We start from the raw sequence: 15,169 nt of genomic DNA, 5'->3' as shown, positions 1-15,169 counted from the left end.
CTCATGGTTAGCCTGTTGCCGAGACGAAGTCGAACGCCCGCAATAGCCGTCGTGCCGGTGTATCTCGACCAGCGAGAGCGGATTCGAGATCCGCCGACGTAGCCCCGGATCGGGACAGATCGATCCCGTCGATCCGCTCTCCTACCGACGAGTAGGTTTGTGCGCCAACGGCCCCCCGGCGTCCGGCAATGGAAGTCTATGGGAGTCCCGGGACCGACCGAGAGCGAGGGCGGCAGTCATCCAGTTCCGCCGCCACGGTCCTCCCTCGGGGTGCCGAGTCGTGGTCTCCAGGCCGCACGAGGGATCGTCTACCCGGGTGCGGCGGCCACGAGGGATCCACCGGTACCACTAACAGGGCGGACCGCCTCACTCCGAACCAATGTCAGATATCGTACTCGAAATCGAGGATCGGACCTTCGAGGCGACGCTCCTCCCCGACGAGGCCCCCGCGTCGGTCGAGCGGTTCCGCGAACTCCTTCCCCTCGAGACGACGGTCAAGCACGTCCGCTGGAGCGGCTACGCGGTGTTCGTCGAGGAGTTCGGCGAGGGAGCGCCGGACCTGACCGATCTCCCCCGGGAGAACCACCGGGTCTACCCTTCCCGCGGGGATATTCTCCTGTACCCCGGCTACGAGAACGTCCCGGAGATACTCCTCGCGTGCGGGTCGACCGCGTTCCGGAGCCCCGCGGGCGAACTCGCGGGCAACCACGTCGCCATCGTCCAAAACGCCCGGGAGGAGCTGTCGGCTCTCGAAGTCGACGTCCTCGAGAACGGCTCGAAGCCGATCACGATCCGGGAAGCGTAGCCCCAGGACGCCCCTATCCGTCCGGCCGTATCCCCCACGACGAGCGCCCGCTATCCAGTCGAGGGCGGCGAGCACAGTCTCGCGGATCTCCGACGCTCAGCGGGTCGAGCGGATCGCGTCGACGAGGACGTCGACGGCGAACGGGATCGCGTCCTCGTCGATGTCGAACCGGGCCGTGTGGTGGCCGGCGGGGTTGCTCGCGCCGATCCCGACGTACGCCGCCTCCCCGCCGTTGGCCTGGACGGCCCGCATCAGGCGGGTCGCGTCCTCGCTCCCCCCGAGGGCGTCGCCCTCGTCGGGCACGACGTCCGCCCCTCGTCGTTCGGCGGCGGCCGCGACCCGCTCGACGAGCGCCGCGTCGCATTCCGCGCTCGGTGCGCCATCCGAGAACTCGACGCGCACGTCACAGCCGTGGACCGACGCGGAACCCTCGATAACCGTCCTCGCACGTCCCTCCATGTACTCCCGGAGTTCGGTCGTCACCCCCCTGACCTCGCCGCGCATCGACGCGGACTCCGGGACGATGTTCGAGGCGGTCCCCCCCGAAATCTCCCCGACGTTGATCCGGGTCCCGCCGCCGGAGTGTCGCGGGATGGCGTAGAGGCCGTCGACGGCCGTGGCGAGCGCCTGGACGGCGTTCAACCCGTCCTGTGGGTCACCGCCCGCGTGGGCCGGTCGCCCCTCGAACTCGGCGGTGAACCCGCTCACCGCGAGGAACGAGTCGACTCCCGGGATGACCGTCCCGGTCTCCTCGTCGAGACCGAGGTGGACGGCCAGCAGGGTGTCCACGTCCTCCAGGTGGCCGCTACCGACGATCGAGGCCGCACCGGCGCCGATCTCCTCTGCGGGCTGGAAGAACACCTTGAGCGTCCCGGCGAAGTCACTCTCCAGTATTCGCTCGATCACGCCCACGCCGATCGCGGCGTGACCGTCGTGGCCGCAGGCGTGCATCATCCCGTCGTACCGGGAGCGAAAGCCCCCGGCGGCGGGTTCGTGGTCGGGGTCGTCGGACTCGCGCCGCGGGAGCGCGTCGATGTCGACCCGGAGCGCGACGGTCGGCCCCTCGCCACGTCGCAGGACGGCCAGCGCGCCGGTGTAGCCCTCGCCGAGGTCGGCGAGCAGCGACTCGTCGACGCCCGCTTCCCGGGCCCGCTCGCGCGCTCGCTCGACGGCCGCCGACTCGGGCGGTCGGAACCGCTCCTCGACGAGCATCTCCGGGCCGACGTGCAGTTCGTCGACGCCGATCCGCTCCAGCTCCTCGACGATCCGCGCCGTCGTGTAGAACTCACACCAGCCCAGCTCGGGGTGTTCGTGCAGGTCGCGCCGGAGCCGGGTCAGTCGGGACGTCTCCTGGGTGCTCACGCGCGCTCCGAGGGGGGCGTCCGCAATAAGTCCCTGCGGCCGTGCCGTTGGACGGTCGGTTAGCACTGTCGCCCGACCTCGGCTCGTCGGCTTTCTCCCGTCCGTACCCGGCGGGACGCTCGGTCCGACTACCTCGTCCGGTTTCCGCGCCCCCGACAGGGACCTCGAGTGATCGTGTCCCGGGCGCGGCCATCACGACGTTGTCGAGGACGTGGAGGGCGACGACGGCGAGACTCGCGACGAGAACGGCTGCGTCGCATCGCCAGGTGAACAGTTACTGGAACACACCACCGATTCGGATTCAGGAGTAGGCAACGCCGGCACTGACGCCCCACGGGCCGACGACTAACAACCGGTTGAATTCGTGGTACGGGGGCGCAAGCGCGTCGTCGATATCGTCGAGCGCGGGAACCGTGCGGTAGCCAGCACCGCGAGACGACGGTCCCCGGTCCCATCGCGACCGGTGTGAGCCACCGAAACACGTCGAGCGACGGATCTACAACCGACGGATCGTCACATGCCCAGCAGGCGAATCGGGAACAGTCACCCGGAATTCATGGGTGGTCGTCTCCGGGTCGAACGTGTTCGTCATCTGTCGATCGATTACCTTGCCCCGTCGCGAGGCTCCGTCGATCTCCAGCGTGTACCGTGTGCCAGCGGTCCCGGCTACCTGGATGGTGTAATCACCCTTTGGTTCCCCGTACCGGTACCGAATGTTGGAGTACTCCGTCGGCAGTGAACTCATGTGATCCGCCGTATCTCGTCGCAGTTCAGCACCGGTGGAGTCGACGACACGTAGGGACACGGAGGACGTCACGAGGACAGTGATTATCCCGCCCAGCAAGTACCTGGCTACCACCTCTGCGCCGGTCCGAACGAGAGCGGGTAGCCGTAATTCGCTTCCGACGTAGACGACACGACTGTACCGCCCATCGTATGGTGAGACAAGTTGTGGACGGTCACCGCCGGTGTCGAATCGGATCTCCTCCGTGTGAGTCTGATAGTACTCCGCCGGCCAGTTCGGATCGTAGACATCCAGAATCAGTTCTTCTTGCTGGTCCCGATACCCGTACGCGAGGACCGCGTGTCCCTCGAGTCGAGGCCACGTGGCCAGGGCTAGTCCAGCGACCTCCCCTCGATCGATCGCACCCCGAACGGCTGCGAGTTGCGTCCGGTAATCGAGCTCGAACCCGCCGTACAACAGCATCCACGCCCCCCACGTGTGGGGATCGAGGATCTGGCGGTTATGATGGAAATCGACCGTGTCCCCGATCGGTGCAGCGGGGGACGCCACCGAGCTCAGATCCTCCACCGCAGTCGGTACTCGGTCCGGGTCTCGGAAGTATTCGTTCGCCGCGTGCACCATCCCGAAGCAGTGGCCATCGGTCGCGGTCCCCTGATTGATCGAGACGTAGAGCTGCTTGACGATCACCTCTCGAAGCGCGTTCGGGACCTCGGAGAGCGCTAGCCAGTTCTGCTGGCTCAGATAGTTGCCCCAGTCCCGTCGGAGTACGCGACTGATCTCCTCTTCAGTCACGTTCTCGTGATCGTGAGTCGGGTACCGGTCACTCGCTGTCCCCCAGTTCCGAAACCCGAATCCGTGAACGGCGGGATCGAAACGGTGGTCCGACGAGCTCTCTTCGGGACCCAGTGGATCGGGTGCCCCCCCGAGACAGCCCGCGAGACTGCCGAGCGAAGCGGTGCCGCAGAATTGTACGAAACGGCGGCGTGTGTGATCTGACATTATACATTATATAAATGAACAGTCAGACAGGGCATAGAGTATCTACGCTACGTGATTGTGGCTCTGACGTAACCTTTTCGCCGACTCACGGCTGCTCTGTGACGTGAGTGGGGGTAGGTGGCGTAGCACCAGCCTCCCGGAGGATACGAGTTCGTGTACTACCCGCAGTTCTGAACTGCTCGAAGAGACGGTGTCATCCGCCGAAAGCCCCCGTTCATGGAAACCCCAGATCGGGAGATCCCGTTCTCATGGATGAGAACCTTGCGAGCATGGCTTCCGTATTCCCCGCGTGAGGTGATCCGGTGAACAGGACAGGGGCCTGGTCGGATCGGTAGGGGGACCGGACCGGCTGTCTCCCCCGAACGATACCGAAGCGACCGATCGGTTGACAGCTCAGGGGGTGGGCCCGTCGTAGCGGCCCATCCCGCCGTGGAGGGTTCCATCGACCGGCATCCACTGCTGGCGAGTCCCTGTGAAGGTCGCCGAGTCCGTCGCGGCCGAGAACGTGTTGAAACTGTTCGAGAGGGCGAAGCCCCACTCGTTCCACCCGTCGAAGGTGATCGTTCCGACAGTGATCGCCGTGGGGCTGTCGGCCTCGAAGGTCGCGTAGACGGCGCTGTCGAAGGTGTAACAGGTGTCCGTCTCACCCCAGGCTTCAGTACAGCCGACTCGGGTCACGTTCGTGGCGGGGGTAAGGAACGAGCCGTTGCCGATGGGGTAGCGGGTTTCGATGGCTTCCTCGACACTACCACCCCACGAGATGGAATACGTGGTCGGGTCGGCCACGAGTTGCCTGTTGGTCATGTCCGCGGGAACTTCGTCAGGACCGATTCGCTGCCAGTCGATGAGCGAACCGTTCGGTGCGTACGTGTAGAGGACGTACCCGTCGGCACCCTCGAGGCGGTCGGCGTGGAGCGCGAGCATCCGTCCCCGAGGCGTGTCGACGATACTGGCGTCCCAGTCCGTGAGTTGCGTCCCGTCGTGGTCGTAGATCCAGAGGTTCTCGACGGTCGAGCCGTTCGCGGCCTGCGTGGGGAAGGGAAGGTAGAACGTGGCGTTCTCGACGGTCGAGTTCACGCTAACCGTGGTCGTGTAGTCGTAGTGATTGTAGTGGCTGTACATGAACGCGGGTGGGGCCAGCAGCAGCGCGATACCAGCGATAGGGACGAGCGCCACCAGAGCGGCCACCAGGACGACGAGGAGGACCTTGCGGGAGACCATGACTGACCGACGATCTAGTTAGTAATAAAATAGTATTGAGAATGTGACGAATTGATACGGGTCCCGTGACCGCGGTTGTCGCGTACCCTGTTCGCGAGGTGGTACTGTCGTCCGGATACGATGTGCCGTGAGAGGGAGACGCGAGGAACCCCGGGGTAACAACTCGCTCGGCGTACCAACAACGAAGTCCGTTCGCCACGAAGTGTACCGTGAACACGAGAGGGGAAACTCGAAAGAACCCCCCACTCGCTTCACCACCGATCCGATGGATCCGATCGGGAGAGGAAAGATCACGCTCGACATCTGGCGAACCACGGGAGCGACTCGATCGAAGATCGAGGCTCGGCAGCGACGACGTCTCGCTACGATGCTCTCGTCCGTCCGGCGACAGTCACGGTTCTACAAACGACACTACGCCGATGGCCCATCGGACTCGGTCTCGTACCCGAACTGACCGCGGGTAGTGACGAACAGGACGGCGACGATCACCCAGACAGCGACGGTCGTGACGACCAGAATCGTCGTCGAGTCGCCGGCACTGATGACGTCCAGCGGGAGCGGGACGAGCGTGCTGTTGGCCGTGTTGAATCCGGTATGTGCGAGGATCGCGAGCAGGACGCTCCCGGTCCCGTTGTAGATCCAGGTCAGGATGAACGCGATCCCGACGATGTTCAGGATGCGAACTCCGATCGACGGCGCTACGTCGACGAACTCCGCGAGTCCGTGGAAAGTCGTGGGGCCGGTTGCCAGCAGCGGGAGGTGCCAGAGCGCCCAGACCACGCCGAGTATGAGGGTCGCCGGCACCGGCGCGTATCGTTCCTGGAGTTTCGGGAGTGCAAGTCCTCGCCAGCCGGGTTCTTCGTTCCCGCCGCCGACGAGCGCGATCGAGACGAACGAGACAAAAACGAGCGAGATGCGTCCAGGAAGGAGGGCGGGGTCGACGGACGTGCCGACGAGTTCGAGGCCAGCGCTCGTCAGTGCGATGAGTAGAAGCGGGATGGTGAGCGCAGCGATGTACCACCGTGGCGCGACGCGCCAGTCGACGATCTGACGTGCCCAGGCCCGGACTGAGTCGCTCCCCACCCACACGACGACGAGGGCCGCGAGGGCTGGGCCATAGCCTCCGACGATGAATCCGAGGGTGCTGATCGGCTCGGACAGTCCGAGGACTGGACCGAGCCACGCCACCCAGGAGATCGTGTAGGCCAGTACGAAGAACGCCGCGACCGGGTGGGCATCGACGATCTCGCGAAGCTGTTGGTTCATGATTCGATACTCCGACTGGCTTTCGTTGGGTCTGGAATCATCGCTCTTGGATTGGGTGCTACAGGGGCAGGATACGGAGCAGGTAGAGTTGCCAGGTGAACAGGAGCGCGAGCGCCGTCACCACCGAGTAGTGCAGCCGAGCGGGTCGAGTCCAGTAGCCCTCGTGCCACGCGAACCCGGTCGCGACGACGGAACCGACCGTCCCCGCGAGCGCGACGTACCGGATGATCTTTCCACTCTGGAGCGCCAGCGACGGCGAGGCGGCCTCCGCGTCGAAGTTGATCCAGGCGAACAGGAAGATCACCAGCACGGCCAGCCAGCATAGACTCACCACGCCGAGGAGCCATCGGGCCGCCCGCTCGCGGTCGCTCGGTGGATCCCGGTCGCGTACTCGCCGCCACACGAAGCCGCCGAGCCACAGGAGCAGGACGGAAACGAACCCGACTACACCTGCTCCGAGGCTAGCCTGCAGGACGGCCAGGCTCTCGTACCACGGCACGCGTTCGTAGGTCGACGGGCCGAACGCGTGTCGGAACACGTGTTTCGCACGCCCGTTCCCGTCGAATCTGAACACGAGGAGATCGCTCCCGCCGACTTCCTCGTAGACGCCCGGGCGGCGCTCGACCCACGTCCGGAGTCCCTCGCCGAGTCGGGTGGTCGTCAGATACCCCTCGTCGGTGGCCCCGACGGTGTATGTCCGGGTCATCACGCCGAGGACGCGCTCCCACGAGGACTCCGAGATGGTCAGCGACCGGTAGTCACCGGACAGTGCACGCGCCCGGTCGGCCGCACCGTCCGGTGGTTCCACGACGGGCGTGTCCGACCGTGGGTAGTACCGATCCGTGAACGCCCCCAGGAGTTCGAATCGGGCTGGGGTCCCGACCGGGCTGTTGTAGACGACGAACAGCCCGGTGTCGCGCTCGGGGTAGAGCGCGAGCAGGCTCCTGAATCGGGGGGTGTCACCCCAGTGACCGACGATCCGCTCGCCGTTCCGATCCATCTCGATGAACCCGTAGGCCATCCCGTTGAGTTCCGGCACCGCCTCGGACTTCGTGAACTGTCGGCGGTGCATCTCACGGACCGTCTCGGCCTCGAGGACGCGTTCCGAGCCGTACGTGCCCTCGTTCAGGTGGGCGAGCATGAACCGTCCCATGTCGGTCGCGGTCGTGCGGAGCGACCCGCCCTCCGGCGGGAGGGTCCAAATAACGGGGTCGTGGGCCTGGTACTCGCCGTTCTGGGAGGTGTATCCGATCGCACGTCGGGATTCTAACTCGTCGGGGAGTGGCTGGGCGTAGGTCGTATCCGCCATCCCGAGCGGCGTGAAGATCCGCTCGTCGACGTACTCGGTGAACGTCGCGTCGTACCGTTCGGCGAGGACGTGGCCCGCCAGCGCGGTCCCGTAGTTCGAGTACGCGACGAACTCGCCCGGCGGTCTGACCCGTGCTGGCTGGTGGTCGGCGAGGATCTCCTCCATGGGTCGTATCCCGTCGGGATCGTCCGCGACCATCCCCGCGAAAATGTCCTCGAAGCCCGCCGAGTGCGTGCCGAGATGTTCCAGTGTAATGGGCTCGGGGTAGGTCTCCGGGACCGTGACGGCGGAGTCGGTCAGGTAGTCGTTGACGTCACGGTCGAGATCCAGCCGATCGTCCTCGACCCCCTGCATCACGGCGGTCCACGTCACGAGCTTGCCCGTCGAGCCGATGCTGAAGACGGTCTCGTTCGCGACGACCGGTCGCTGGGACGCCAGGTCGGCGTAGCCGTAGCCCTTCGCGAGGAGGACTTCTCCATCGTCGACGACGACGACGGCTGCACCCGGGACGTGGTGGCGCTCGAGCTGGTCGGCCATGGTCTCGTCGAGCCAGCGCTCGAACTCGTCCGGGTCGGACAGGTCGGTCGGGTCGACCTGCTCGGTCGAATCGACCGAACGAACGGTCGGTGTGGCGGCTGTCGCGATGGCCGGCGTGCTCACGAGTGCGGTGACGAGCACCAGCACGACGGCGGTGTGAATCGACCTCTGTTTCATGCGGGGGATCTCGTGGAGATGGTGGTCGGTCGGAACACCTGTCCCGGGAACGCGTGGATAGAGCGACAGGCGTGTTGGAGCCCGTGCAGGGTCAGAACGGTTCCGACCGGGAGGGTGGACGGGGAGTTCACGCAGAGTGCTGGATGGAGGCCTCCGACTCCTCGCCCTTCGCGAGCAGGTAGCCGCCGAAGGCGACCAGCCAGAGCATCACGGGGTAGACGATCATCCGCTCGGTCCCGCCGTGGCCGATGGGCCCGAACGCGGCCGTGTTGCCGGCGTCGCCGAGCGCCATCAGCACGACGAAGACGAGGCCCACGCCGCCCGCGAGGACTGACAGGGCCCGCACCGCGCCGCGAAGCCGAGTGGCCGTCCCGAGCGCCTGGACGTTGAAGAACAGGAACGCCAGCAGCGCGAACAGGCCGTGGAGCCCACCCGTATCGAGCGGGAAGAGCCCGGCACCGACCGCGCCGACACCGGCGAGGGCGAAGATCGCCACCAGCCATCGCTTGCCGTGGGTACGGTAGAAGAGGTACCCACCCGCGACGTTCAGCACGCCGACGAGCACCAGCGACGTGTTGAACAGGAGCGCCGTCTCGGGGAACACACCGAGGTCGCTGATGGCGGCGGCACGGAAGTCGTAGCCGGGGACCATCGCGGCCGCGAGCATAATGACTGTCATGAACTGGGCGGCGAGGACGAGGAAGAACGTTCCCGCCAGCTTCCGGCTGTCGAGCGCCAGCCCTCGAATCGAGAGGATGGTTCGCTCTTTGGTTTCGAATTGCGTCATGGGTGGTTCACCACGTTCTAGGACGTGGGCTGAGACGATATACCGGGTCTTCAGTTCTCGGGGGGCGGGAACGGTCCCGTCCTCTCCGTAGAGAGTTCCAACGAATGGGGAATCTCGCCATCCTCGCCGCATACAGGGCGGGCATCTCACAGCGTCTCCACCGGATCGGAAGTTCGAGAGCCTTCCCGTACAGCCGTTCTCTACGCGTAGTAGACCACGAGATCTGTTTGCTGTCGTTGCCCCGGCGTAACCGGGGATCGTGGGCTAATTCAACACCCAGAACCGGTAGTTGAGATACGCGGCGAACGAGACCCACAGGAGATACGGCACGAGGAGGAGCGCTGCTCGCCGGTCGACGCGGTCGAAGGCCCACATCGTTGCGACGATGAGCAGCCAGAGGATACCGATCACGACCAGTCCCCAGCCGATCTCCTGGATTCCGAAGAAGACTGCCGACCATCCCAGATTGAAGACGAAGTGGAGCACGAACACGCCGAACCCGAGTTGAGCCTCCCGTGGTGACGAATCGGCCTGTCGCCAGACGAGCCACAGCGCCACGCCGATGAGTGCGAACAGAGCCGTCCAGACGGGCCCAAACACCCAGTTCGGTGGTGCAAGCGCGGGCTGCTGAAGGGTATCGTACCACTGGCCGAGCCCTTGAACGGTGAAGATGGACCCGGAAGCGCCGACGAGTTCGACAGTCAGGATAGCGATCGCGAGTGAGAGGAGCGGGCGGTCGTGTGGAAGTTCGCGGAAACGAGACGGGAACGAGACCATGGGATATCGTTCGTCCCGTGGACTCAAAACCGTGTGCGTCGGACTCTGCCTGGGATCGACTGCCCGTTGGAGCGTACAGGGCGTTCTTCGGCCACGGACATCTGGTCGACGGTCGCGACCTTCACGCGCTCGAAGAGGCGCGACTGGAACAGGAGGCCGACGGGCGACGCGATGAGCCGATGCGTCAACGGGGTGGAGAGCTGTTCGGTCACGGACTGGGTTTCGGTCAGCGGTCGTACGAACACCGTCTCCGATTCTCTCCCCTCGGGAGTTGGCGACCACGGCAGTACCGTCACTCGGTCAGGCCTGGTCGTCTCCGAGGACATCACCGCGAGACGTCCCCGAACCCCGTGAGCCATCGAACGTGGCGAAGTCGAGCCCGCCATCGGGCAGTGGTTTCGAGGCGAGCTGGTCGGTCCCGTACCGCCAGACGAGGATAGCCACGACGGCCCAGACGACGACCAGCAGGCCGACCTGCGAGACGACCCCGTCACCGACGACCCCGGTGGCGGTCGTGACGGACACGGCGTTCGAGAGCGTGTGGAAGACGACCGGAACCAGCACGCGGCCGCCGGCCGCGTTGTAGAGCCACGTCGCGATGACGCTGATACCGACGACGGCCGGCGCGTACAGCCAGAACGGTGTTCCGGCCTGCGAGCTCCCGGGCATCAGGAACAGCGGGACGTGCCAGACCGCCCAGATCACCCCGATGGCGATGCTCGCCCGGAACGCGCCGATCCGTCGCTGGAGGACGGGGAGCGCCATCCCGCGCCAGCCTGGCTCCTCGAGACCGCCCCGAATGAACGTCGCGAAGACGACGGCCGGAACCGCGGCGGCCGGCAGGACGCGCGTGCGATCGAAGCTCCCACCGGCGAGCAGGAACACACCGAGTGCGAGCACGTAGAGGGCGACGGGAACGAGCACGGCGGCTGCCCAGACACGTAGCGGCGCGCCGGGATCGACGAGGTTCCGGAGCCACGACCGGAGGTCGCCGCCGGCCGCGGCAACGAGGACGGCGGCGAGGAACGGCCCGAAGCCACCGATCAGGATGAGCGTCGTCACGACCGGCGGCCGACCGGTCCGCAGCATCCAGGCGACCGTCAGCCACGGGAGCCACGTCAGGACGAACGTGAGGACGACGAACGTCGAGAAGCGATGCCGACGGACGAAGGAGCTGATCGGGGACACGGGGGGGATCACGGGTGGGAGTCTATCCGGCGATGGCATAAACTGATGACTTCAGTCCAATTGCCCAGGAACTACTGTCTCGCCGTCTACTTCTCCGTCGGCCGTAGGCTGACGGGTTCGAAGAGCCCATGTATTTGTGACATTCAGGGGCGGACAGTATCGACGGCAGATATTAACCCGACGCGTCTCGAGTCCCTGACGCATGGTCCCCTCCGTTCGGTCGTGGATGGACCGGCGACGGATCGCGAGTTTCCTGGCGATCACGTGCGGGTTCATCTGGACGATACAGGGGTTGCTCGCCGCCTCGGGAATGGGCGCGCCGTGGACGCTGTCGATCCTGACTGGCTTCGGTGGATTCGAACAGCCGGTCGGCGCCGCCGTGGCGGTGGCACTCGCCGTCGGGACCGAGCGGCTCTCGGCCCGCGAGGTGCCCGACCCGAGTGGGATCGGGTTGAACGACGGTGATTGGAGGGTGACCGGTTCGAAGGGAATGCAAGGCACCGGTCCGGAACGCCAGGGATGAGTGACGATCGGTCGGCAGGTGGCCCCGACTCGGGGAGCACGCGCCGGAGGTTTCTACGAGTCGCTGGTGCGGCGGGCCTGGCCGGCGCACTCGGGGTCGCTGGCTGGACCGGGCGGGTCCTGTACCTGACTGGCCAGAACGAGCAGGCGAGCCTCGGGACCGATGACCCGGACCGGAGTCAGGTTTCAGGGCCGAGCGCGGCGGACGTACCGGCCGAGCGACTGTTGAGCGAACTCCGCGAGTACAGTGCCGAACTATCGGGCGTCGGCCTCCAGGCGTGTGCCGTCCTCGAAGACGGCACGCGATGGTGGGGGGTCGCCGGGAACGCGGACCACGGCGACGATGTCCCACTTTCCTTCACGCATCACCTGTACGTCGGGAGCGTGACGAAACTCTACACGGCGACGCTCGTGCTGGATCTGGTCCAGGAGGGTGACCTGTCGCTGTCGGACACGCTCGACGAGTGGGTCGACCTCGAATACGCGAGCGAGATTACCGTGGAGATGCTGTTGAACCACACGACCGGCGTGCCGAACTACACCAGCGACGCGTGGTTCGTGGCGCGGTACTTCGGGCTCCCGACGAGGACGTGGGGGCCGAACGACCTGCTCGAGGTGATCCGTGGCTCACCGCTCCGGTTCGAACCGGGTACTCGACACGAGTATTCGAACTCGAACTACGTGCTGCTCGGCATCGTCTTGGGGGAAGTGACTGGACAGTCCTACCGGACGCTCGTCGGCCGTCTCGTGCGCGAGCAGGCGGGCTTCGACCGGACGTACTACCTCGACTACCCCGGCGATGCCCGGATCGCGAACGGGTACGACGAGTCGATATTCGACGCCGGCCGTCGCAACCTGACTGCCTTCCGAGAGTCACTCGAGACAGGTGCCTACGCGGCGGGCGGCATCCTCTCGACGGCACCGGACGTCGCCGGGTTCGTCCGGACGCTGTTCACTGGCGAGATCCTGAACGGGACGACGCTCTCACGAATGCGGACGTTTGTGGACGCGCCCGACGAGGACGTCACGACCCAGCGGGGCTACGGGCTGGGGGTTCGGAACCTGGTGATCGATGGCCGGAGCTCTGTGGGGCATACCGGGACCATCCCCGGCTACTCGGCGATCGCCATGCACCACGACGACCCCGAGTACACCATCGCGGTGCTGAGTAACCTCTCTACGATTGACCAAGCACATGTCTTCGGCCGTCTCCAGAATGCAGTCCTGAACGGGTTCTACTGATGGGTCGCTATTACGAGAGAGGTCCGGCAACTGCTGAGCGATCGTGGGGACGGCCGCTGTGTCATCCTGGCTACGTCGAGCGTGCCCGTCGATTCTCGGCACGGGGGAATCTGAAGAGCGCTCATATGAACATAGATACATTATCTCACCATGGTCCTCGATATCCGCGGACGAATCGGTAAGCATCCCGTGGCGACGTTCTTCGTCGTCGCGTACGTCCTCTCGTGGACCGCGTGGTCGCCACTGGTCTTTGCGGAGTGGTGGGCGACGTGGTCCCCCCTGGTCCTCGCAGGCGACCTCCAGACGATGGTCCTCATCATGGTCGGGGGGTTCGGCCCGCTCGTCGCCGCAGCCCTCGTCACGTGGATCGTCGGTGACAGCGTCCGCGAGTGGGCGGGCCAGCTCCTCCGGTGGAACGTGTCGCTCCGCTACTGGGCGTTCGCCCTGCTCTTCCCCGCCGTCGCCATCGTCACCGCGAGTCTCGTCCACATCGCCGTCTTCGACGGACAGTTCGATCCCGCATCGACGAGCACGTTAGTGCTCTACCCGGTCCTGTTCCTCCAGGTGTTCCTGGTCGGCGGAGGCAACGAGGAACTCGGGTGGCGCGGGTTCGCCCTCCCGCGGCTCCAGCGGTCGTACTCGGCGCTCATCGCGAGCCTCCTCATCGGCGTGGGCTGGTTCGCCTGGCACCTGCCCCTGTTCGTAGTCGCGGGGTCCTCACAGGCCGGCGTCCCGGTGTACTACTACGCCCTGGCAGTCGTCGCCCTCTCGGTCGTGTTCACCTGGCTCTACAACGAGACTGGCGGGAGCGTCCTGCTGACGATGGTACTCCACGCGTCCGTGAACACCGGCGGCATCCTCTACCTCGCCGGTGGTGGCGCTGCGCTCCAGACCGAACTGCCGAACGTGCTCTACGCGGTCGTCTTCCTCGTCGCCGCGCTGGCCGTCGTCGCAGCCTACGGTCCCGAGCGCCTCTCCGACGTGGAGATCCCGACCAGACCGTCCGGAAACCGGCGGTAACGTCGTTCCCACAGCTACGAACTTTCGGACCTCCCCTGTCGGTACCCTCGTTCGACCGCGATGGCGAGCCGGAGCGTGCAGGAGCGTTCTGCTCTGGATCGAACGCGTTACTCGTCAGACGACAGTGCACGGTCCAGTTGGGGCGGAACTCTCACGACGATGGCTCGGGACGTGATTCTTCGCCCCCGACCCACGTCAGTAGTGACGGCCAGGCGACGAGGATGGCGAAGACGACGAGCAGGAGCGGCACCAGCACGACCCCACCCGCGTCCACGAGGAGGACGGGATCGTTGATGAGGGCGTGAAGGCCGATCGTGACGAACAGGTTTCCGGTCCGGGCGTAGACGAGGGCGAACAGTACACCGAGGACGAACGGCGCTGTGAGGAACACGGGGAGGTCCCCGACCTCGACTCCGCCGGCGAGCCGTCCCGGAACGTGAACGAGTGTGAATACGACCTGAGAGGCCAGGAGGGCGAGGAGGAACGCGGTTCGTGGAGACTCACCCCAGGACTGTCGCGCGAACTTCTTCGCGAGCTGGGGCAGGAGGAACGCCCGATAGACGGTCTCCTCGTACAGCGCGTTTCCGAATACCTGGCCGACGAAGCCGCCGAGAACGGGGAGTATTCCGACCCGGATCACCGAGTCGGCGAGCGCGAGCGACTCGCCCTGGAGTAGCAGAGCTGCGACACCAGTCACTTGCACGAGGATCCACGTTCCGGCGGTGATCCCGATGCCGAGCGGGAGGTCCGCCCGAACGAGTCCGATGTCCCGCGGTCGGAGGTCGCCGAACCGGAGGATGATCCCACCGACGATCACGACGACGAACGCGAGGTTGACGAGGAGTGTTACCTCGACGAGTCCCCCCGTCGCGTCGACCACAGGGGCGAGTGCATCGGAAATCGCCGGCAGAGTCAGATGGAACAGCGACACTGCCATCACCCCGGCGATTACGACGGCACCGATCGTGGCCCAGGACGTTTCGCGTAGAGCATCTATATCGAGCCCTCCCCGACCGAACACCGCCCGGTCGTCGCCCGTGGTGTCACGTTCTGGTACCGTATCCGGATCGTGGCTCACAGAGCCTGTTCCACGATCACCGACAAGAAACGCTCGAACCGCCTCCTGCAGATCGGAGATCGACCTCACACGGATCGGCTACGAACGGCCTGATCCCGCGAGTAGCGGGGTGGGGACACCGACCGGTGACGCGG

General features: G+C 65.7%; 14 protein-coding genes. 4 read left to right on the top strand and 10 right to left on the bottom strand.

Translation table 11 applies throughout. The features are described from left to right. Positions 1-379 precede the first annotated feature (379 nt). Positions 380-805 carry a DUF3830 family protein gene (locus WDJ58_RS21685; protein WP_338915396.1) on the top strand — a complete coding sequence of 142 codons (426 nt, stop codon included), beginning with the start codon at positions 380-382 and terminating at the stop codon, positions 803-805. A 96-nt stretch (positions 806-901) separates the two neighbouring features. Here the strand turns inward: WDJ58_RS21685 and WDJ58_RS21680 are convergent, their stop codons facing one another. The 9 genes from WDJ58_RS21680 to WDJ58_RS21640 all read right to left on the bottom strand — a co-directional run bounded on the left by WDJ58_RS21680 (position 902) and on the right by WDJ58_RS21640 (position 11,185). Then, on the bottom strand, positions 902-2,167 hold the full coding sequence (locus tag WDJ58_RS21680) for an amidohydrolase (RefSeq protein WP_338915395.1): 1,266 nt from the start codon (positions 2,165-2,167) through the stop codon (positions 902-904). 496 nt (positions 2,168-2,663) lie between these two features. After that, positions 2,664-3,704 (bottom strand): hypothetical protein, encoded by a 1,041-nt coding sequence (locus WDJ58_RS21675; protein WP_338915394.1) that lies wholly within the window; start codon positions 3,702-3,704, stop codon positions 2,664-2,666. A 600-nt stretch (positions 3,705-4,304) separates the two neighbouring features. Continuing rightward, a complete protein-coding gene (locus tag WDJ58_RS21670) occupies positions 4,305-5,132 on the bottom strand; it encodes a hypothetical protein (protein ID WP_338915393.1) in 828 nt (275 codons plus the stop codon). 411 nt (positions 5,133-5,543) lie between these two features. Further along, positions 5,544-6,398, bottom strand: a complete 855-nt coding sequence (locus WDJ58_RS21665) for a CPBP family intramembrane glutamic endopeptidase (protein ID WP_338915392.1) — start codon at positions 6,396-6,398, stop codon at positions 5,544-5,546. A 58-nt stretch (positions 6,399-6,456) separates the two neighbouring features. Beyond that, entirely contained in the window at positions 6,457-8,421 is a 1,965-nt protein-coding gene (locus tag WDJ58_RS21660) for a serine hydrolase domain-containing protein (RefSeq protein ID WP_338915391.1), read from the bottom strand. A gap of 127 nt (positions 8,422-8,548) precedes the next feature. Beyond that, positions 8,549-9,208, bottom strand: coding sequence for a DUF998 domain-containing protein (locus tag WDJ58_RS21655; RefSeq protein ID WP_338915390.1), 660 nt, complete (start codon positions 9,206-9,208; stop codon positions 8,549-8,551). A gap of 264 nt (positions 9,209-9,472) precedes the next feature. Beyond that, entirely contained in the window at positions 9,473-9,985 is a 513-nt protein-coding gene (locus WDJ58_RS21650) for a TspO/MBR family protein (protein ID WP_338915389.1), read from the bottom strand. Positions 9,986-10,008: 23 nt separating this feature from the next. After that, positions 10,009-10,311: a hypothetical protein gene (locus tag WDJ58_RS21645; RefSeq protein ID WP_338915388.1), complete on the bottom strand. Its 303-nt coding sequence runs from the start codon at positions 10,309-10,311 to the stop codon at positions 10,009-10,011. After that, entirely contained in the window at positions 10,286-11,185 is a 900-nt protein-coding gene (locus WDJ58_RS21640; RefSeq protein WP_338915387.1) for a CPBP family intramembrane glutamic endopeptidase, read from the bottom strand. Before WDJ58_RS21640 ends, WDJ58_RS21645 begins: the two co-directional genes overlap by 26 nt. A 190-nt stretch (positions 11,186-11,375) precedes the next feature. Between WDJ58_RS21640 and WDJ58_RS21635 the strand changes: the two genes are divergently transcribed. From WDJ58_RS21635 to WDJ58_RS21625, 3 genes are all read left to right on the top strand, one after another. Next, entirely contained in the window at positions 11,376-11,696 is a 321-nt protein-coding gene (locus WDJ58_RS21635; RefSeq protein WP_338915386.1) for a hypothetical protein, read from the top strand. A gap of 224 nt (positions 11,697-11,920) precedes the next feature. Continuing rightward, a complete protein-coding gene (locus WDJ58_RS21630; RefSeq protein WP_338915385.1) occupies positions 11,921-12,937 on the top strand; it encodes a serine hydrolase domain-containing protein in 1,017 nt (338 codons plus the stop codon). A gap of 150 nt (positions 12,938-13,087) precedes the next feature. Then, positions 13,088-13,957: a CPBP family intramembrane glutamic endopeptidase gene (locus tag WDJ58_RS21625; RefSeq protein ID WP_338915384.1), complete on the top strand. Its 870-nt coding sequence runs from the start codon at positions 13,088-13,090 to the stop codon at positions 13,955-13,957. Positions 13,958-14,108: 151 nt separating this feature from the next. On the opposite strand, the gene WDJ58_RS21620 is transcribed toward WDJ58_RS21625, so the two are convergent. Further along, positions 14,109-14,837 (bottom strand): CPBP family intramembrane glutamic endopeptidase, encoded by a 729-nt coding sequence (locus tag WDJ58_RS21620; protein ID WP_338915383.1) that lies wholly within the window; start codon positions 14,835-14,837, stop codon positions 14,109-14,111. Positions 14,838-15,169: the final 332 nt, after the last annotated feature.

It is taken from the genome of Salinirubellus litoreus (assembly GCF_037335815.1).
Lineage (GTDB): Archaea > Halobacteriota > Halobacteria > Halobacteriales > Haloarculaceae > Salinirubellus > Salinirubellus litoreus.
This window is presented reverse-complemented; position numbering and strand designations above follow the sequence as displayed.

Coding starts and splice junctions, on each gene's coding strand:
- WDJ58_RS21635 (WP_338915386.1), top strand. CDS start 11,376: ATGGTCCCCTCCGTTCGGTCGTGGATGGACCGGCGACGGATCGCGAGT.
- WDJ58_RS21670 (WP_338915393.1), bottom strand. CDS start 5,132: ATGGTCTCCCGCAAGGTCCTCCTCGTCGTCCTGGTGGCCGCTCTGGTG.
- WDJ58_RS21650 (WP_338915389.1), bottom strand. CDS start 9,985: ATGGTCTCGTTCCCGTCTCGTTTCCGCGAACTTCCACACGACCGCCCG.
- WDJ58_RS21665 (WP_338915392.1), bottom strand. CDS start 6,398: ATGAACCAACAGCTTCGCGAGATCGTCGATGCCCACCCGGTCGCGGCG.
- WDJ58_RS21625 (WP_338915384.1), top strand. CDS start 13,088: ATGGTCCTCGATATCCGCGGACGAATCGGTAAGCATCCCGTGGCGACG.
- WDJ58_RS21685 (WP_338915396.1), top strand. CDS start 380: ATGTCAGATATCGTACTCGAAATCGAGGATCGGACCTTCGAGGCGACG.
- WDJ58_RS21645 (WP_338915388.1), bottom strand. CDS start 10,311: ATGTCCTCGGAGACGACCAGGCCTGACCGAGTGACGGTACTGCCGTGG.
- WDJ58_RS21660 (WP_338915391.1), bottom strand. CDS start 8,421: ATGAAACAGAGGTCGATTCACACCGCCGTCGTGCTGGTGCTCGTCACC.
- WDJ58_RS21655 (WP_338915390.1), bottom strand. CDS start 9,208: ATGACGCAATTCGAAACCAAAGAGCGAACCATCCTCTCGATTCGAGGG.